Genomic DNA, 18,248 nt, shown 5'->3' on the forward strand with positions numbered 1-18,248 from the left:
GGAAGGTCCGGCTTTAAAAAAATGCCATTATTTTAGCATTCTCAAACACGTACAATGCCCCATATTTTAAAAAATGAGCTCATAACGGTTCAAATAGACCTTCCACAAGAACAATATCAAGGCTCCCGCTTCGATTGGACGGGAAAAATAACTGCTGTGACCTACCAAAACAAATCGGTTACAGGGATTGAAAGGACAGATCTTGAGGTAAGTCAACACTGCGGAAAAGGGTTTTATAATGAATTTGGGATAGACCAGCCTTTGGGATTTGAGACTACAGAAATTGGAGATTGGTTTCATAAGATTGGCGTGGGACTCCTAAGAAAAGATTCGGACACCTATGACTTCCAAAGGGCCTACGAGGTGCAACCCGCCGAATTTAATGTCACCAAAAACGATACTAAAATATCCATTACCTGTTCTTCTAGGCTTCATAATGATTATGGGTACGTCTTACACAAAGAGATTGCGCTAATGGAAGGTGGTTTTAGGATTAGTTATCAATTAAGGAATACCGGTAAAAAATCCATTGAAACAAGTGAATACAGTCACAACTTTTTGATGGTGGACGAAGAATTGATAGGTCGTAATTATCATTTAAAATTCCCATTTTCCCTGCAGCCCGACCATTTTGGGGAAACGGTGAACCCTGAAAGGAAAGTGGTGGTCGGTAATAACGATTTTTCATTCCTAGGAACACCTGAGGAGCAATTCTTTTTTAGCAACCTATCAGGAAGCAACAAGGTTACGGCACAATGGGAACTTCAAAATAGCAATAGTAAGATCGGGATTCGAGAAACGGGTAGTTTTCCTGCCCATAGTATCAATTTATGGGGATGGACGCATGTGATTAGTCCGGAACTGTTCCACAGCATTTCCCTCCCAGCTGGACAGACCTCGGAATGGTCCAGAACCTATGAGGCTTTTACTATTACCTAAATCCATAGCTACCTTATCAATTAGGTTTCGACGCAGCCTGTCTTGAGCGGAGTCGAAAGACTCAACCAGACAGTAGCAAAGCCTGCTTTTTTTTGTCCCCTCGAACGGAGTTGAGAGGTTGTTTACCCTATCTACCTAAAACTAAAATCCCCTACCAATAAAACACTCACAAAGAGCAGCTTAGCTAAATTGTTTGGAAAATATTCGCTATATTTAATCAATTAAAATTCCCTCTCTTTTAGAAAATTCTTCAATCATCAGCGAATCCCTTCGCATGGTTGCTTGTGGCTAAGTTTAAAAAAGTTCCAAAATCCTTGGTCTTTATTAAACAAACGGGGAAGCCGAAAACCGAAAGAGTAGGCAATAGCTAATCTACCAATATTATGAAAAAAGTGAATCTCGATTTTCATCACCTGATCTTGATGATGATCCTTAGCGTAGTATGTATTTCCTTCCAAGGGTGTAAAGAAGCAGAAAAAGAAGTTGAAGAGGAAGTAACGGTCAAAATAGAACAGCGAGAATATTTCAACCTACGTCCCGAAACCGAAAAAGCTTATGGCTATACGCATGCCGTAAAAATTGGCAATGACATCAAAATATCTGGAGCAGTAAGCATGGATAATGATGGAAATCCGACAGCGGTGGGAGATTTTGAACAACAAATGAAAAATTGCTATGCCGATCTGGAAAAAATATTGACACATTATGGCTGCACCTTTGATGATGTGGTCGTGGAAAACATTTTTACCACCAATATGCCCTTATTGTTGGAGCACGGCGCATACAGGGGTACGATATATACCAAAAATTTTCCGACCGGATCTTGGCTCGGGGTAAAAGAACTGGCGCTTCCAGAATTTATGATAGAAATTGAGATGGAGGTACATAAAATGGATTGATTTTTTATAACTTGAAAGGAATCGGTAATAATCTATTATGAAAACAATGACCTGCAATCAACTGGGAGGAGCCTGTGAAAAAGAATTTAAGGCCAATACCTTTGAGGAAATAGAGGAAATGAGCAAAAGGCACGGGATGGAAATGTTCCAAAAAGGGGATGAGGCACATCTGAATGCCATGAAAAATATGAAACAACTCATGACAACCCCTGATGCCTTAAAAGAATGGTTCGCTTCTAAAAGAAGAGAATTTAATTCCCTATCCGAGGACGAATAAGCTAATTATTAAAAGCTAGGTTAACCATAAATGGAAAACAATGAATCATGCATCACTAATACTTCTTGTCTTTCTTTTGAACATGTCATATGGCTTTTCCCAGCAAATAAAAATAGAACTCCATAAGTTTATTGGCAATGAGTTTGTTAATGGAAAATACTCCTTTAGATTGATGAAGAACAAGTTAGTTCCCATTAAAACCAAAACAAAGGTTCTAACTGATGAAAACGGAAATATGCAAATTATAGAATTGGAACAAGAGCATATTGTTCCTGAATTTAAGTTCGTCAAATCGGGATCTATTGTATTCTCCATAAGCTATAACGACTCCATTTTGAGCCTTCGACCTATTCAAGATAGTTTTGCACCCATCATCCGTGTTGACCTTTCTTCAACTTCTGCCTATTTGAATGACCAACACCTCAGCATCATCAAGGAAATAAAAGTTTCAGATAAGGAAAATGCTTTTAATAGCGCCTGGGAAGGTTTTCAATGGCGTACATTTTTACCAGATAGTTCTTCCCCTCTTGACCCTAAATTAACCTTGGGCAAACTGAATGAAAATGGAAACTTATATATAGAAATTATATGGATGGAAAAAGGAATACCAATACATTACAGACTTTTATATTGAACAACAATAGGTCAAACCAATTCATAGGTATTTAAATGACATCAATTTCTTCCGAAAACATGACGAATACTCTCTATAATTTCATAAATTAGGGACAGCCTCCTATCCTATCAACTTATATACAAGTAATTCCCAACTGCCTGCGGGAAGACTTTTTCTAACCTGCCGTTGTTTGAACAGTACCACAATAGATGTAATAGTGTATCATTGCACAACTTTTGAGAATCAAACACTGATGGAAAGAACCAAAATTAGGGTAACAACTACCATAGCCGCTGAGATATCTAAAGTTTGGGACTATTGGACCAAACCGGCACATATTGTGAACTGGAACTTTGCTTCTGACGATTGGCACTGTCCAGCTGCAGAAAACAACCCGGTAACCGGTGGAAAATTCAAATATACCATGGCTTCCAAAGACGGGGAAATGAGCTTTGATTTTGAAGGGGTTTATGATGAAGTGATCCCAGAAAAAAAAATCGCCTATTCCTTGGCGGACGGGAGACAGGTGACCGTTACGTTTAAGAAAGAAATCAGAAAAACAAAAGTTACGGAGACCTTTGATGCCGAAAAAATGCATTCCGAAGAAATGCAAAGAAAGGGTTGGCAGGCAATCCTAGATAACTTTAAGCACTATGCCGAAACAACATAAGACCAAATTACAAACTGGCAAATAACTATTCCCAATGCTCAACAATCTTAAGAACGCACTATTATTTATTGGATTTGCCATCCTAATTGCAGGCTGTAATTCTAGAAAAAAAGATAAAGGCCAAGCTATTCAGTTGCCTTTGGACATATCCCAAATGAGCATAGCGTACAACGTACTGGTAAATGAGGAAAAAGATGATTACGAAGTGTTCACCATGAACATGGATGGAAGTCAGAAAATCAATATCACCAAGCTTCCCGGAGTGGAATGGACGTATGCCTCCTATGGAAAAAATCTATATTATATCTCGGACAAGGAGGCTAAAAAGCGTAACTACTATTTGTACACCTCGGATTATTTGGGCAGGGATATAGAAAAGGTGGGGGATCTAAGGCTTGCCGACAGTTGGATGGATTTTAGAAAAAATGGGACGGAGATCATTGTAAATCCCCATTCCTCTGTAGATTCGGTTTTTTATATTATCAATCTAAAGGGCAAAATTCTCCAAAAGCTAAAAACCGGTCTTCCCCTGGCTTCAGACCCTATATTTGTAAATAATGGAACACAGGTCGTCTTTAAGGGCGGCACCAAAAAATTGAAGAAGGAAGAAGGATACAAGGAGGAACTCTACCTGATCAATGAAGATGGCTCCGGGTTAACACAACTCACCACCTATCCCGAAACAGATGACTCGGCCCCATGGTATGCGTATAAAGCAGGACCGCCCAACCTGCACCCCACGGAAAATTTCATAAGTTATGCCAGCTTCCAAAATGGCAAGTACAGTTTGTATGGGGTTACCCTGGACGGACAGAAACAATGGAAACTAACGGACAATGAACTTTGGGAAGTATACCATGACTGGTCCCCCGACGGGAAATGGTTGGTGACCGATGTTTCGGACAATGAGGAGTCGCACTACGATATTGCCCTCATCAACTGGGATACTAAGGCCATGACCATCCTGACCGATACTACCTACCAATTTCAGCAATCCCCTAATTTTGTAATCAAAAATAATAGACCTTAGCCCCGCCCAACACCTTTTTTGTCCCCTCGTGCGGAGTTGAGAGGTCTCGACTGCTACTCCCTATTACTAAACACTGCTCCAAAGAACACTTCTACGAAACTGCCATTTATTTTCTATATTGGTCTTCCATACACCAACCAACCAAACTCATGGATCAACAACCAACTAACACCCCTTCTGTTCACGTCTTATCAGACAAAGAAATTTTTACCAAAATATGGACGTCGCCGAGAATGGTATTTCAAAATATCAATGAACGGCAGTATGATAAATACGTGGCCATACTTTTGATTATAGCCGGTATTGCCAGGGCGTTCGATAGGGCTGCCACAAAGAATCTGGGGGACACCCTTTCCCTTTGGGTCATCATTGGTGGATGTATTGTATTGGGAGGACTCCTGGGTTGGCTGAGCTTTTATATTTATGCGGCCTTATTGAGCTGGACAGGCAAATGGATTAAGGGCCAGGGAAATACGACATCTATTTTGAGGGTATTGGCCTATGCCTTTATCCCCATAAGTCTTGCCTTATTATTGATGGTTCCCCAAATTGGGATATATGGGTTGGAAATTTTCAAATCTGATGGCGACACCACCAGTGCCGGAATGCTTCTCAACATCTTTTATTATGGTGCTTTGATTCTAGAATTGGTACTCGGTATCTGGGCATTTGTCCTATGTGTGGTGGGCGTTTCAGAAGTCCAAAAACTATCCATAGGTAATGCCGTATTGAACATCTTCTTACCTGTGCTGATCATAGTGGTGCCTATTGCACTCTTGTACTTTTTATTTTTTCAGTTCATTTAAAAACAAATTGCCCTTTTCCATAGGTATACAGTAAAGTTGTCCCTTGGTCAAGATTTAAAATACCTGGAACAGCGCAATTTGATTTGCTGATATGCCATCACAGGGATTGTGCTGCCCATTCCATTTAAATCTTACTATTATTTGCCATCTTTGGGGCTGCAAAAGCATTTAGGGTGAAAGACAACATAAAACTGGGATTAAAGGAAAACTGGCCACAATTCACCATTTTGGTGATCGTTAATGCCTTTGTAGGGGGTATGGTAGGCTTGGAGCGTACCATAATTCCCAAATTTGCAGAGTTGGAGTTTGGGATTGCCTCCAAAACAGCCATCCTTTCCTTTATTGTAGCCTTTGGTGTCACCAAGGCGATCACCAATTACTTTACAGGCAAATTGGCCAATAGGTTTGGCAGAAAGAATTTATTGGTCCTAGGTTGGATTATTGCCCTACCTATTCCTCTACTATTGATCTATGCCCCTTCCTGGAACTGGGTCATCTTTGCCAATATTCTTTTGGGTATCAACCAGGGGCTGACCTGGAGCAGTACGGTGGTGATGAAGATAGATCTGGTAGGCGATAAAAATCGCGGCCTGGCCATGGGCATCAATGAATTTGCGGGCTATTTTGCCGTGGGCGTTGTAGCCTTCCTAACAGGCATCATTGCCCAGCGGTACGGGGTAACCCCCTACCCATTTTATTTGGGGATAGGGATAGCGATCATTGGGCTGTTATTGACGGTATTCTTTGTGAAGGATACAAGAAAATTTGTGGACAAGGAACAAAAATCGACCGAAACCAACACCTTGGAGAATGTGTTCTTGGAAACCTCCTTTAAGGACAAAACTTTGAGCTCCATTACCCAGGCAGGGCTGGTCAACAATTTAAATGATGGGATGATCTGGGGCCTTCTGCCTATCCTGCTCCTATCCATTAGCTACGATTCTAAAAGCATTGGGATCATAGCCGCTATATACCCGGCCGTTTGGGGTATTGGGCAACTTTTTACCGGGAAAATGGCAGATCACTATTCAAAAAAAGGGATGCTCTTTTGGGGCATGCTCTTACAGGGCTTGGCTATCTTGCTCATCCCCTATTTCACCGGTTTTTATCAATTGGCCAGTATTGCGGCCCTTTTGGGGTTAGGAACAGCCCTGGTATACCCCACATTTTTATCGGCCATTGCAGAGGCCACTTCCCCAAAACAACGGGCAGAAAGCATTGGGGTCTTCAGATTGTGGAGAGATTTGGGTTATGCCATAGGCGCCATTGTTTCCGGGGTCATAGCAGATTTGTTTGGAGTGGAGTATGCCGTACTTACCATAGGGGTGCTAACCGTGCTATCCTCTCTGGTGATTCAATTTCGAATGCCGAAAGGGTAACAAGATTCCCTCCTATCCCCTCGAGCGCAGTCGAGAGGTCTGGACAGTGGCACCGCCACTTTTTTTACCTCGCCCCTTCTCCAATAGTTCCCTCCCCATTCCGGGAAATCTTCACACTAAATATCTCAGCCGTCTAAGGCTCTGGAAAACAAACCAATAGGCTTATTTTTAGGTAGTTACCTCAATTTTCTGTATGCCAATTGTTAACTTATTCTCCGGATTTTAAGATGGTATTAATAAAATTTCATTATTAAATTTTTATACTGCAAACTAACTATTAAAACAATTTTTTATGAGTACAACTTTTTTGAATACGAAGTCAAAAGGGATAACAAAAACAGTAGCTGAATTCTCCAAACAGGACGATCAGAGCAATAAGGAGTTCCGTGAGTTTATCAAAAAACAAGTGATGGAGTATAGAAAAGAGGGATTAGACGTATTTAAGTCGCCTAGACCAGGAGATGACCAAAGAAACTAAATACTTCCTATCCAGAACGGATAAAGGAGTAACTTACAAAGAATTAAAAGGCTATTTGGCATGGCTAAATAGCCTTTTAGAAATTTAAGCAAAAAACATAGCATATGACAATTCAAATTAATACCGACAACACCATTTCTGGAGAAAAAAGAAATGAAGAATATTTTTCCTCCCTAATTGCCGAAGCCCTGCAAAGGTTCGATTCCCATATTACCAGAATTGAGGTACACTTAAAAGATGAGAATGGAAAAAAAGATGGTTTCAATGATATCTCCTGTTTAATAGAAGCCAGAATTGAGGGCAAGCAACCCATTGCTGTCAGCAATCAGGCAGACTCAGTGGATCAGGCAGTAATAGGTGCAATTGATAAGATAAAATCCGCAGTTGGGACCATTGTTGGTAAAATGCAACAGCACTAATAGCAAAACACTAATTTCTAAAAAATAAAAGGCAGCTTGGGCATCTAAATGTCCAGGCTGCCTTTTTTTTATGTCCCCTCGAGCGGAGGCGAGAGGTCTGGACCGTGGCACCGTTACCTTCTTATTGTACCCTGGAGCGGACCATACAGATCCTACCCCGTCACATAACAAACAAACCACAACTCACTGCTATTGAGTGTATTAAAAAATAAATATCTTGGATATTTAGCTATTATTTTCTACATTTAAGGTATAATAACCCTTATTTATTAATTAAAAGCAGCTATAAAGCGTCATTATGCGCTCTATATGCATGCGCATGTCCTAACTATAACTATTATGAAAACATCAAAACAGTATTTACAGGGGGTATATGGCCAATTACCCCTACTGTGCCTATCCTTTGTCCTACTAATGGGATGCAAATCGGATAAAAAGGTAGAAAAGGAGGAAACTGCCATTGAAGTAAAAAGTGAACCCGTGATTGAGATCGTCACCCAGGTCATGGATTTTCAAAGTGTGGATACCATCCCATCTGGTTGGAACACCTTTAAATATATCAACAAGTCCAAGGAACCCCATTTTTTTCTAATGGACAAGTATCCGGAAGGCAAGACCATAGAAGACACCGAAAAAGAGGTAGGACCTGCATTTGATGCCGGGATGGATCTGATCAATGAAGGGAAAACCGATGAAGGTTTTGCAGCATTCAACAAACTGCCAGCTTGGTTTTTTGATGTTGTATTTACCGGAGGGTCCGGCTTGGTCTCACCAGGGCATTCCAGTACCACCACCATGTATTTGGAACCGGGGTATTATATTATGGAGTGTTATGTAAAAATGTCCAATGGCAAGTTCCATTCCTCTATGGGCATGGCAAAACCCATTATTGTCACTGAAGAGGAAAGTACCATACAGCCACCCGAGGCTACCGTAGCATTATCCATTTCCAGTACGGAAGGTATCACCTATGATGGGGAGATTGGGAAAGGGCCCCAAACTTTTTCGGTAGAATTTAAGGACCAGATTGCCCATGAAAATTTTGTGGGGCACGACATCAATTTGGTCCGTTTGGATGCCAATAGTGATTTGGACGCTCTAGATGCATGGATGAACTGGCTAGACCCGAAAGGACTAATCAATCCGGCACCCGAGGGTTTCACTTTTCTAGGGGGCGTTAACGATATGCCAGCAGGTTCCAAGGGCTATTTTAAGGTTGATTTGCCCCCTGGCAACTATGCCTTTATCTCTGAGGTCCCACAACCCCGCAGTAAAAATATGCTGAAGACGTTTGTGGTATCCGAATAAGGCAATTCTGGTCTACTGTCCCCTCGAGCGCAGTCGAGAGGTCTAGACAGTGGCACCACCACCTTTATTTGTCCCCTCGAGCGCAGTCGAGAGGTCTGGACAGTGGCACCGCCATCTTTTTCTTTCCCCTCGAGCGCAGTCGAGATTTCTGGACTGTCATACACTTTCAATTCATCATTACGTGTCTAGGAGGTTTCGACTGCGCTCAACCTGACAACGAAACATTTTCCTCTGTCCCCTCGAGCGCAGTCGAGAGGTCTGGACAGTGGCACCGCAATCTTTTTTTATGTCCCCTCGAGCGCAGGCGAGAGGTCTGGACAATGGCACCGCCACCTTTTTATTGCCTCCTACCCTTTCCCCAATAGTACCTTCCCCATTACGGGAAACCGTAAGGAAAATTGAGTTGTTATCCGCTTCTTTGTAATACCAGATAAACAACATGCAAATTGTAACCCAAAACAAACAAATTACACCGCTCTTTCTACCATTCCTACAAGTTGATAACTTCCTACAAAATCATAGACTTTTAGCAAAAATTAGAGGTAATATACTCTATATTGCCGTTTCTAAAATATCCCTATTGGATAAAGTGAACGAAATGACTTTATCCAGGAGTTACCCAACATTTGAAAAAACACTACAAAATAAACAACAAACTTCTGAATGGACTACTTTTTGACAACCTCAAAATGATAGCTCTTATGGTAATCATATTGCCTTTTTGTTGGAAATGGAGAAACGGGACCGAATTTGTTCTTGACCAACAAATATTCATAATTTTTAGCGTCATAATCCTGATTATGAACATTCCATCTGTATTAATTTATCTCAATTATTATTTTGAAAACAAAGACACTTCTTTTACTTTGGACTTTGACTCGAAAAAAATTGAAATTACTCAAAACGGAATAATTAAAACGTACACGATAAATGATGTTTCGGAATCGAACTATCATCTCGGAATTTATTACAAAAATGCAATAGATAGAGCTGGACGAATTCCAATGCTTGTATCTGACTTTGGATATTGGGATTTAAAATTTAAAAATGGAGATAGATACTATTTGACAAATATTCTTCACGATTTTATACACGATAGCCCATTTTTAGGTAAAACAAAATACCGATTTAGAATGTTTACTTATATTAATAAGTCGGATTCTAAACAAGCAGTTGAATTAATAGAAAAACGAGAAAAAACTCGAATTGAAAAATTTGTAGAGCAATATGAATCCAAAAACGAAAAGCAATTAATTGAAATTTTGGACAATAGTAAAAGCTATCAAAAAGAAGCAGTAGAGGCTGCTAAAATAGTTCTGAAAAATAAAAACGTTGGGTAACAATGTATAACCGCAATTACGGCGGATTCGACTACGTCCGAATCCACTCTGAATTGCTAAGGTCAATGCTAAAGCAATAATTAATGCAAATAAACACGTAACTACGGTTATACGAACCGTTAGGCTTCATTAAAAAAACTGAATGAATAAAGAAAATATCAAAGAGAAAAGGCTGTATTTTTTGTTTTCAAAGCTGAACAATAAACAGGCAAATAACACTCATTTTTCCCTTGTAGTAGACACTTTCATTAATAATGAAAATAGCTTTTTCAATCTCTTTGAAATTTCTCAAAAACTTCACGCAATTGGCATTTCTATAAAGCCCGAAGCTTTAGAAAAAATAGTGGGTGAAAAATCCTACAAATCTTACTTTGAAGTTCCAGAACAATTCAGGATTGACACTCCTTTTAGGCTTAAAAAAATCCATTACGATAATTTAAGCTCGTACAAAAACTATTATGAAAAATTAGATAATTATGTTGCCGATTTTCTAAAATCAAATAACATATCAACTGACAAAGCTGAAATCGTCAAGGAAATATTATTGACAACCTTATTTAAAAGAAATTTAAGTTTCCTTAAACAACTTATTTCATCCAAAGACGCAAACAAACTTGAAAGCATCTTAATTCTCGATAAAAATGGGCATTACGATGATGAAGATTGCGGGATATACAATAACCTGATATTGACTTCAGGTGCAGATTTCAATGAGATATTGCGGGTTTTACTATACAAAATATTTGAATTTCTCCAGCTCCATTACAATCCCAATATTGACAAAACACTAAATGAAACATATAAAAACAAGGTTTTTTATTTAGACAGTTCATTCATTATTAGATTATTTGGTTTTGACAATGAATTACGAGAACATAGAGCCCTTGAGTTGATTAACATTTTAAATAAAATTGAAGGAGTAAAATTCATTGTCCATAATTCAACTATTACAGAAACTCAAGTTAACATAAAAAATCTCATTGACAGAGTTTCAAAACTTTTAGGACATTCAGATAAGGCTTTATTAAAATTGAATGAAATAAGTAACAAAAAGAGTGATACCGTTGAACTTTATCTTCGACTTAAAAAGAAAGGAAAAATAGTTAACAGAGAAGATTTTAGTCTTCATTTCAATAATGTATTAATTAAACTAAAATCAATAATTGGTTCCAATTTAGTTGACAGAGATGACAAAAAAATAACCTATTCCAAAGACAAACTTGAATCACTTTTGAGTGAACTTTCTAGCACCGAAAAAACTAGCTCTCGAATTGACCATATTTCCAAGTTGTTGTTATATATCGAAGGACTTCGAGAATCAAATACTTACAACTTGTATGATATCAAATATTGGTTAATTACTACAGATAACACTACGCTCAAAATTGATGGTAAGATTCGGGCTATAAACGAAGATAATAGTAAGAGCGTTTGTATTTTACCAACCGAACTATTAAGAACCATATCAAATCGCACTGAAATTAGTGCTGACTATATTGAAGTCTTTAAGCAATTTATGGTTTACTCAAACGCTTTTGAAGAACAGTATTCAGAAAAAGAACTTGAGACAATTGACAAGGTAATTACATTAGCAGAAACTGCAAATAATGACGAATATGATGTTGACTATTACATTTCTAATTTATTTGACGAAATCAATTTAGAAGAATTAATGAATCGTCTTCAAAAAGTCGGGAACAAAGAGAAAGAAGATTTAGAACTAGTAAAAATATTTGAAGAGACTTTTGGTGGCGTTTATAGAGAAAAATATTTCGCTCTAATCTCAACCAGAAAAAAAATAGCAGGTCTTGTCTCTAAACTTTTACGATACCTGACTTTCTTTTCCTTACCTGCGGTAATTCTAATTCTGTTTTTAAAGCTAGTTCTTAACCCTGATTTTGTGTTTTTAGAACCGTTAACGTATGTGAATGACGGTAATTGGTCAAAACTTGAATTTATATTCACTTTAATCCAAATTATAGTAGTTCCGACATCGATTTATCTGAATAAGAAATATGGTGCCAGAATTGAAAATTGGCTAAATAATATAATGGGAATTAATAAAAACGAAGCCTAACAATGTGTATAAAAAATAGGCGAAACTGTAATAAAATCAAGGCTTGGGGCTCGCATCAAACTTTGTGGGTAACCGAAAGTTTACTGCTTCGAAATCGCCTACTTTTCATATACTAACCGTTAGCACATATTAAAAACGAACATCGTGCTAAAATTTTAACAAGTACGGAAAACCGTAAGTTTCTTTTTAGCAGAAAAATTAGATTTGAAATTTTATACAAAACCAAACGGAAAAAACTATGGCTGGAATTTTAGGATTATTAAGTTTTGCATTATTGATTGCTCTTATTGTCGGACTTATAAAACCATCATTAATTTTAAGATGGACAAATAAACCTACTCGTTTAAAAGTTATTGGATATTGGTTTTTGAGTATAATTATTACAGGTATTTTAGGAGTTATGTTTATTGACACAACAATTGACTCAAAAACAAGTATTCAAACTGCAAATAACAAAATTAAAGAAGGAAATTACTCAAATGCAATTTCGACTTTGGAAAAAATAGAAAAAACAGATAGTCTATATAATAAGGCTCAATTACTTATAAAAAAAGCGGACAGTCTAAACAATTTAACGGCCGAAGAAAAAAGAGTTGCAGAAAGAATTAATGCAGAAAAAGCTAAAAAAGAGGAGGTTTTAAAGCAAAAAGAACAACTTGAACGAGAACTGAAATCCATAGATGACGGAATTGAATTTGCAGAAGGAAACTCAATCGAAGAACTTCAAATGGATATAGTTGTTTTTGCAACGTGGGCAAAAATTATTAAAGCAGCAGAGGCATCAGAAGATACGGAACTTAGAAAGTTAGGAGAAAACCTCAAATCAAAAGTCTCTAAAATACAAATTAAAGAATTTCCAAATTTAAGAAATCAATATGCGAAAATTGCCGCTAAAAAAATGTGGGAAAACGATATTGAAGTTACAGCCAATGGAACGGGAAAAAAATACATAAACTTTAGTGGTGGAGTTTTTGCGGCAAATAAAAACAAACAGGAATTTCAAACACAAGTTCAAGAAATATTGAATATATTTAGATTCAAACAAGCAAGATATCGTTGGTACAAAGAAGAAAGTGAATATACTTATTATACAATGTATGAAGGAAAAGATTCTCAACCAGTTACATTTGAAAAATAATACCGTGTACTAACACCATTTAATTCACTGATAGTTCTAGCCTACTAATGAACTACATAATGTCTGGGATCGCTTCAGATAAATCCGAATTCTATTTGGTTTATATTTGACTGGAGGGTTTCTTAAATGGCTATAATTAAATTTAAAATATCCATTCCCACCCACACCTTAGATCTATCTCCTTTATATTCCCAATCCAGTTACGGACCAGGTAAGCATCCATACACCCTATATTCACTGCCCCCGCTTTGCCCCTAACCCCCGTTTTATCAACCTCATTAAAAAAAATAAAACTTTTTACGTAACTAGTTACATTATTAATTACATTTGCGTAACCAGTAACGTATATTAGGATATGGAAAATGATTTTTTAATGGAAATAGGGGTCTCCGGACTTACCAGCCGCCTAAAACGGCTCAGTGACTCCCTCCTCTACAGCACCAGGGACTTCTACAACTCCGAAGGCCTGGAGATTGAGCCCAATTGGCACATGATCTTTTTGCTGTTTCAAAAGAACGACACCCTCACCATCACCGAAATTTCGGAAGCCCTGCAATTGTCACATCCGGGTATTGTAAAGCTGATCAACAAGATGAAGAAAAAGGGGTATATCACCTCCATTACCGATGCCGAGGATAGCAGAAAACAACAGTTGCAATTATCGGAAAAGGCCCTTAAGGAACTGCCCAAACTGGAAGCCTATTGGAAAGCGGGCATACAGACCATAGACGATCTCCTGGAAGATAACCCTCAGTTTATGGCACTTTTGGAGAAACTGGAACAAAAAGTGGCCGAAAGCAATTTTAAGGAACGAACCCTTAACAACTATTACCATGATTGAGGTATTGGGTTATCTGGCCCTGGCAACAGGGATCTTTGCAATTTCTAGGAAGAACATGCAAACGTTTAGATGGTGGCACCTTACCTCCAACCTCATGTATATGGTCTATGGAATCCTCTTTGATGCCACCCCTATTTTTGTGGCCGGACTCCTGTTTTCCATATTGCATATGTACCATTTGTACAATATTTATAAAGCAACCCATAAAATTCGGATCAGGATCCCCATAGGTTTCCAGCTGTTCTTCAGGAAAAAACATCCGTATTAATTTAAAAAGACTGTAGTATGCCAATCAAAGTATGTATTGCGGGCGCCACCGGTTGGGCGGGCTCCGCGTTGAGCAAAGGGGTGGCAAACCACCCAGGTTTTGAACTGGTCGGGGCCATTGCCAGAAAAAAGGCCGGCGACAACCTAGCCGAAGTCCTGGATCTCGGCCCTGGGAATATCCCCATTTTTGCGGATATAGATACTGCCCTGGAACAGCTACAATTTGATGTGCTGGTAGAATACACCAAACCGGACAGTGCCATGAAAAATGTGCTGGCGGCCCTAAAAAAAGGCATCAATACGGTCATAGGCACCTCTGGCCTCACGGAGCAGGATTATAAAAAAATCGAGGAGGCAGCAACCACAGCCAACACTTCCGTTCTGGCGGTTGGGAATTTTGCCCTTACCGTCGTCCTCCTGCAAAAATTCTCTGAAATGGCGGCCAAGTATATTCCCAATTACGAACTCATAGATTATGCCCACGAGTCCAAAATAGACTCCCCCAGCGGTACTGCCAGGGAATTGGCACATCGGTTGTCCAACGTACAGGAATCTACCTTATTCGTTTCAGAAGCTGATCTGGTGGGCATCAAAGAAAGTAGGGGTGCCCGGTTGGAAGGGGTACAGGTTCATTCAGTGCGTCTTCCGGGACATGTTATTTCCATAGAGGCCATCTTTGGGCTCAAGGACGAGAAACTTACCCTGAGGCACGATTCTGGTGCCAGTGCGGAACCCTATGTGCAGGGAGCCCTCTTGGCCATAGAAAAAGTGGGCACTTTTAAAGGCCTCCAAAGGGGGCTGGACAGTGTGATGGATTTTTAACAAATCCATCACCAGCTTCGTATAGGTTGATTAACAAAAAGGATGCAGTACATCCTTCACTTTAGGTCAATTTGCCATAGGTTAAATTTTCGGTTTTTATTTTCTAAATTAAGTGCAATCCAACTTAACTACGCATAGCCGAGACCGTTAGCTTTCCTTTTCAAACTTATAAGTTAGTTATTATCGTATCTTTAGAGAAACCAGTCTCTAATGATCAAATTCTTCAGACGCATACGACAAAGCCTGCTCTCGCAAAATAGATTTGCCAAATATCTTCTTTATGCCATTGGAGAAATAGTTCTTGTGGTGATAGGTATATTAATTGCCTTGGAAATAAATAACCAGAACGAGCTGAAAAAAAATAAACAAACTGTAAAACTAGCCTTTAAAGAAATTCAAGATAATTTATTGGAAGACATAGAGGCATCTACTGTCAGTATCGATAATTATTTAAAAAATGATTCAATATATAACAAGACCTTGGATTTTGAAAACCCATGGACCGTTGACGATTTTAAGAACGGCACTTTCGAGAGAATAGGTAATGCTTACTATAACTTTAAAGTGAATACAAATGGATATGAAAACTTGCAGATTCATTTGGATAAGTTGCCAATACAGTATAATCCTATATTAAGGGATTTAAAAATATTATATGTGGATAGGTATGAAGCGATTCAAGTAGTCAATAAGCGAATTCAAAACTCTGTTTTTTTCCAATTAGATATTTTGTTTGATGAAAATTACAATTTAGACCGCTTAAGATATAACACCGTTTCGGAAGAAGAACTGGACTATTATCTGAACGATGACAGATACAAAAGAAATGCGATCAAATACATGAATGATTGGATAAATATATTAGATGAAAGTCAGCGTTATCGTGTAAAGGCCATTGAAACGTATTTAAAAATTGACTCTTTACTAGATAATAAAGAGAATGAAATCCCATACCGGCAGTTAGGACAATTTAAAGATTCCAGTGAAGTGGCACATCTTCTTGGCAACTATGAGCCTGTTGATGCTTCCTTCCCATTGACTTTTAAATTATATTTCGAGAATAATTATATGCATTCCATTAATAATTATGATGAGAAAATTGATATCTATAGAATTGATGATGACCTGTATATGTATATGGCACAAAATTATCCGGCTATTGTAAAAATAGCCACAAACAAACAAGGAACTATGGGTGTCGATTTTTTAAACCAACCTTTACCAAGATTTGTAAAGGTTAATTAACAAATAGTATGTGGTGCCTCCTAAGCCTTTAAATCTATCTCTTTTAAGTTCTCTATCCTATTACGGATCAGGAAGGCATCAATAGTTTCAAAATGCTCTATCACCCTCTTCTCCTTAAACTCAAATACTTTTTGACTCAAGCCCTGCAGGAAGTCACGGTCGTGAGACACCAGGATCAGCGTACCGTCAAAGGACAATAATGCCTCTTTCAATACGTCCTTGGACTTCAGGTCCAAATGGTTGGTAGGCTCATCCAGTATCAATAGGTTCACCGGTTCCAACAAGAGTTTTACCATCGCCAGTCGGGTTTTTTCCCCTCCGGAGAGCACGCTTACCTTTTTCTCCAGATCATCCCCGCTGAACATGAAACGTCCCAGGATATTTTTTATCTGGGTACGGATATCTCCTTCGGCCACCTCGTCCACAGTCTGGAAGATGGTCAGGTCCGGGTCCAATAAAGACGCTTGGTTCTGGGCAAAATACCCCACTTTTACGTTATGGCCCAGGGAACATTCCCCTTCAAAATCGATCTCGCCCATAATGGCCTTTATCATGGTAGATTTTCCTTCCCCGTTCCTACCCACAAAGGAGACTTTCTCTCCCCTGCTGATGGACATATTGGCATCCTGGAACACCACATGGTCCCCATATTTTTTCGTCAGTCCGTTGACCGTTACGGGATAATCCCCTGAACGGACAGAAGGTGGGAAACGCAATTTTAGGGCCGAAGTATCTATCTCATCAATCTCTATGATCTGCAACTTCTCCAACATCCGCTCCCGTGAGGTCACCTGGTTGGTCTTGGAATAGGTCCCCTTGAACCTGTCTATGAACTGTTGGTTGTCCGCTATAAATTTTTGCTGTTCCTGGTATGCCTTTATCTGATGGGCACGCCTATCTTCCCTCAATTGCAGGTAATGGGTATAGTTGGCCTTGTAATCATAGATACGGCCCATGGTCACCTCTATGGTCCTATTGGTGATATTGTCAATAAAAGTCTTATCGTGGGAAATGACCACAACGGCCTTGGCCTTGTTCAATAAGAAATCTTCCAACCAGATCACAGATTCTATATCCACGTGGTTGGTAGGCTCATCCAAAAGGATCAGGTCCGGCTTTTGCAATAAGATCTTGGCTAGCTCTATACGCATACGCCATCCCCCACTGAACTCACTCGTCAGCCTTCCAAAATCTTCCCTTCTAAAACCAAGTCCCCTCAGCGCTTTTTCTACTTCGGCCTCATAGTTGATCTCTTCCAAAGCGTAGTACTTCTCCCCCAGGTCGGAAACCTTGCCGATGATGTTCATATAGGCGTCGGACTCATAGTCGGTCCTGGTTTCCAGTTCCTTGTTCAGGCGGTCCATTTCGTCCCGCATTTCAAAGATTTCCTTAAAAGCCTTGGAGGCCTCTTCAAAGACGGTGCAGTTATCATTGGTGAGCAAATGCTGTGGCAAATAAGCGATCACGGCATCCTTGGGAAAACGGATATGGCCACGGGTGGCCTTCTGCTCCCCTGCGATGATCTTCATCATGGTAGATTTCCCTGCCCCGTTCTTGCCCATTAGGGCAATTTTATCATTCTCATTGATCACGAAGGACACATCACTAAAGAGTGTATCCCCACTAAATTCTACTGCAATTTGGTCTACGGAAATCATACTTTTTTCTTTGGAGCTGCAAAACTAAAAAAAAGCCGG

20 protein-coding genes are annotated in these 18,248 nt (G+C 39.2%); 19 read left to right on the plus strand and 1 reads right to left on the minus strand.

The features are described from left to right. The first annotated feature begins 54 nt into the window (after positions 1-54). The 19 genes from ABXZ32_RS14610 to ABXZ32_RS14700 all read left to right on the plus strand — a co-directional run bounded on the left by ABXZ32_RS14610 (position 55) and on the right by ABXZ32_RS14700 (position 16,551). Positions 55-939, plus strand: a complete 885-nt coding sequence (locus tag ABXZ32_RS14610; RefSeq protein WP_354619428.1) for a hypothetical protein — start codon at positions 55-57, stop codon at positions 937-939. Between the two features lie 383 nt (positions 940-1,322). Then, positions 1,323-1,838: a RidA family protein gene (locus ABXZ32_RS14615; protein ID WP_354619429.1), complete on the plus strand. Its 516-nt coding sequence runs from the start codon at positions 1,323-1,325 to the stop codon at positions 1,836-1,838. Between the two features lie 37 nt (positions 1,839-1,875). Continuing rightward, a complete protein-coding gene (locus ABXZ32_RS14620; protein WP_354619430.1) occupies positions 1,876-2,115 on the plus strand; it encodes a DUF1059 domain-containing protein in 240 nt (79 codons plus the stop codon). Between the two features lie 40 nt (positions 2,116-2,155). Then, complete coding sequence (locus tag ABXZ32_RS14625; RefSeq protein WP_354619431.1) at positions 2,156-2,749, plus strand: hypothetical protein; 594 nt, start codon at positions 2,156-2,158, stop codon at positions 2,747-2,749. A gap of 235 nt (positions 2,750-2,984) precedes the next feature. Then, on the plus strand, positions 2,985-3,401 hold the full coding sequence (locus tag ABXZ32_RS14630) for an SRPBCC family protein (protein ID WP_354619432.1): 417 nt from the start codon (positions 2,985-2,987) through the stop codon (positions 3,399-3,401). 34 nt (positions 3,402-3,435) lie between these two features. Then, positions 3,436-4,431, plus strand: a complete 996-nt coding sequence (locus ABXZ32_RS14635) for a TolB-like translocation protein (protein WP_354619433.1) — start codon at positions 3,436-3,438, stop codon at positions 4,429-4,431. A 149-nt stretch (positions 4,432-4,580) separates the two neighbouring features. Beyond that, positions 4,581-5,237 (plus strand): Yip1 family protein, encoded by a 657-nt coding sequence (locus tag ABXZ32_RS14640; RefSeq protein ID WP_354619434.1) that lies wholly within the window; start codon positions 4,581-4,583, stop codon positions 5,235-5,237. 173 nt (positions 5,238-5,410) lie between these two features. Next, positions 5,411-6,616 carry an MFS transporter gene (locus ABXZ32_RS14645; protein WP_354619435.1) on the plus strand — a complete coding sequence of 402 codons (1,206 nt, stop codon included), beginning with the start codon at positions 5,411-5,413 and terminating at the stop codon, positions 6,614-6,616. 292 nt (positions 6,617-6,908) lie between these two features. Then, positions 6,909-7,094, plus strand: a complete 186-nt coding sequence (locus ABXZ32_RS14650) for a hypothetical protein (protein WP_062053117.1) — start codon at positions 6,909-6,911, stop codon at positions 7,092-7,094. Between the two features lie 104 nt (positions 7,095-7,198). After that, complete coding sequence (locus tag ABXZ32_RS14655; protein WP_354619436.1) at positions 7,199-7,513, plus strand: HPF/RaiA family ribosome-associated protein; 315 nt, start codon at positions 7,199-7,201, stop codon at positions 7,511-7,513. 339 nt (positions 7,514-7,852) lie between these two features. Next, positions 7,853-8,821: a hypothetical protein gene (locus tag ABXZ32_RS14660; protein ID WP_354619437.1), complete on the plus strand. Its 969-nt coding sequence runs from the start codon at positions 7,853-7,855 to the stop codon at positions 8,819-8,821. 286 nt (positions 8,822-9,107) lie between these two features. Next, entirely contained in the window at positions 9,108-9,245 is a 138-nt protein-coding gene (locus tag ABXZ32_RS14665; RefSeq protein WP_354619438.1) for a hypothetical protein, read from the plus strand. 376 nt (positions 9,246-9,621) lie between these two features. Continuing rightward, positions 9,622-10,161 carry a hypothetical protein gene (locus ABXZ32_RS14670; RefSeq protein WP_354619439.1) on the plus strand — a complete coding sequence of 180 codons (540 nt, stop codon included), beginning with the start codon at positions 9,622-9,624 and terminating at the stop codon, positions 10,159-10,161. 142 nt (positions 10,162-10,303) lie between these two features. Then, on the plus strand, positions 10,304-12,238 hold the full coding sequence (locus tag ABXZ32_RS14675) for a hypothetical protein (protein ID WP_354619440.1): 1,935 nt from the start codon (positions 10,304-10,306) through the stop codon (positions 12,236-12,238). A 238-nt stretch (positions 12,239-12,476) separates the two neighbouring features. Next, positions 12,477-13,376 carry an ATP synthase subunit B family protein gene (locus ABXZ32_RS14680; protein ID WP_354619441.1) on the plus strand — a complete coding sequence of 300 codons (900 nt, stop codon included), beginning with the start codon at positions 12,477-12,479 and terminating at the stop codon, positions 13,374-13,376. 355 nt (positions 13,377-13,731) lie between these two features. After that, complete coding sequence (locus ABXZ32_RS14685) at positions 13,732-14,217, plus strand: MarR family winged helix-turn-helix transcriptional regulator (protein WP_354619442.1); 486 nt, start codon at positions 13,732-13,734, stop codon at positions 14,215-14,217. Beyond that, complete coding sequence (locus tag ABXZ32_RS14690) at positions 14,210-14,485, plus strand: hypothetical protein (protein ID WP_354619443.1); 276 nt, start codon at positions 14,210-14,212, stop codon at positions 14,483-14,485. The genes ABXZ32_RS14685 and ABXZ32_RS14690 overlap by 8 nt, the downstream gene beginning before the upstream one ends. A gap of 17 nt (positions 14,486-14,502) precedes the next feature. Next, positions 14,503-15,306 carry a 4-hydroxy-tetrahydrodipicolinate reductase gene (gene dapB / locus ABXZ32_RS14695; RefSeq protein ID WP_354619444.1) on the plus strand — a complete coding sequence of 268 codons (804 nt, stop codon included), beginning with the start codon at positions 14,503-14,505 and terminating at the stop codon, positions 15,304-15,306. A gap of 210 nt (positions 15,307-15,516) precedes the next feature. Beyond that, the gene (locus ABXZ32_RS14700) at positions 15,517-16,551 is read left to right on the plus strand and encodes a hypothetical protein (RefSeq protein ID WP_354619445.1); all 1,035 of its coding nucleotides are present in this window, start codon (positions 15,517-15,519) and stop codon (positions 16,549-16,551) included. Positions 16,552-16,571: 20 nt separating this feature from the next. Here the strand turns inward: ABXZ32_RS14700 and ABXZ32_RS14705 are convergent, their stop codons facing one another. Further along, positions 16,572-18,209, minus strand: a complete 1,638-nt coding sequence (locus ABXZ32_RS14705; RefSeq protein WP_354619446.1) for an ABC-F family ATP-binding cassette domain-containing protein — start codon at positions 18,207-18,209, stop codon at positions 16,572-16,574. Positions 18,210-18,248: the final 39 nt, after the last annotated feature.

Origin of the sequence: Sediminicola luteus (assembly GCF_040566555.1) — a bacterium.
Lineage (GTDB): Bacteria > Bacteroidota > Bacteroidia > Flavobacteriales > Flavobacteriaceae > Sediminicola.

Bases quoted from the DNA above. Each gene is read 5' to 3' on its own strand.
- ABXZ32_RS14620 (WP_354619430.1), top strand. From the start codon at position 1,876: ATGAAAACAATGACCTGCAATCAACTGGGAGGAGCCTGTGAAAAAGAA.
- ABXZ32_RS14650 (WP_062053117.1), top strand. From the start codon at position 6,909: ATGAGTACAACTTTTTTGAATACGAAGTCAAAAGGGATAACAAAAACA.
- ABXZ32_RS14660 (WP_354619437.1), top strand. From the start codon at position 7,853: ATGAAAACATCAAAACAGTATTTACAGGGGGTATATGGCCAATTACCC.
- ABXZ32_RS14680 (WP_354619441.1), top strand. From the start codon at position 12,477: ATGGCTGGAATTTTAGGATTATTAAGTTTTGCATTATTGATTGCTCTT.
- ABXZ32_RS14610 (WP_354619428.1), top strand. From the start codon at position 55: ATGCCCCATATTTTAAAAAATGAGCTCATAACGGTTCAAATAGACCTT.
- ABXZ32_RS14690 (WP_354619443.1), top strand. From the start codon at position 14,210: ATGATTGAGGTATTGGGTTATCTGGCCCTGGCAACAGGGATCTTTGCA.
- ABXZ32_RS14685 (WP_354619442.1), top strand. From the start codon at position 13,732: ATGGAAAATGATTTTTTAATGGAAATAGGGGTCTCCGGACTTACCAGC.
- ABXZ32_RS14640 (WP_354619434.1), top strand. From the start codon at position 4,581: ATGGATCAACAACCAACTAACACCCCTTCTGTTCACGTCTTATCAGAC.
- ABXZ32_RS14675 (WP_354619440.1), top strand. From the start codon at position 10,304: ATGAATAAAGAAAATATCAAAGAGAAAAGGCTGTATTTTTTGTTTTCA.
- ABXZ32_RS14625 (WP_354619431.1), top strand. From the start codon at position 2,156: ATGAATCATGCATCACTAATACTTCTTGTCTTTCTTTTGAACATGTCA.
- ABXZ32_RS14665 (WP_354619438.1), top strand. From the start codon at position 9,108: ATGTCCCCTCGAGCGCAGGCGAGAGGTCTGGACAATGGCACCGCCACC.
- ABXZ32_RS14670 (WP_354619439.1), top strand. From the start codon at position 9,622: ATGAACATTCCATCTGTATTAATTTATCTCAATTATTATTTTGAAAAC.
- ABXZ32_RS14630 (WP_354619432.1), top strand. From the start codon at position 2,985: ATGGAAAGAACCAAAATTAGGGTAACAACTACCATAGCCGCTGAGATA.
- ABXZ32_RS14635 (WP_354619433.1), top strand. From the start codon at position 3,436: ATGCTCAACAATCTTAAGAACGCACTATTATTTATTGGATTTGCCATC.
- ABXZ32_RS14700 (WP_354619445.1), top strand. From the start codon at position 15,517: ATGATCAAATTCTTCAGACGCATACGACAAAGCCTGCTCTCGCAAAAT.
- dapB (WP_354619444.1), top strand. From the start codon at position 14,503: ATGCCAATCAAAGTATGTATTGCGGGCGCCACCGGTTGGGCGGGCTCC.
- ABXZ32_RS14615 (WP_354619429.1), top strand. From the start codon at position 1,323: ATGAAAAAAGTGAATCTCGATTTTCATCACCTGATCTTGATGATGATC.
- ABXZ32_RS14655 (WP_354619436.1), top strand. From the start codon at position 7,199: ATGACAATTCAAATTAATACCGACAACACCATTTCTGGAGAAAAAAGA.
- ABXZ32_RS14705 (WP_354619446.1), bottom strand. From the start codon at position 18,209: ATGATTTCCGTAGACCAAATTGCAGTAGAATTTAGTGGGGATACACTC.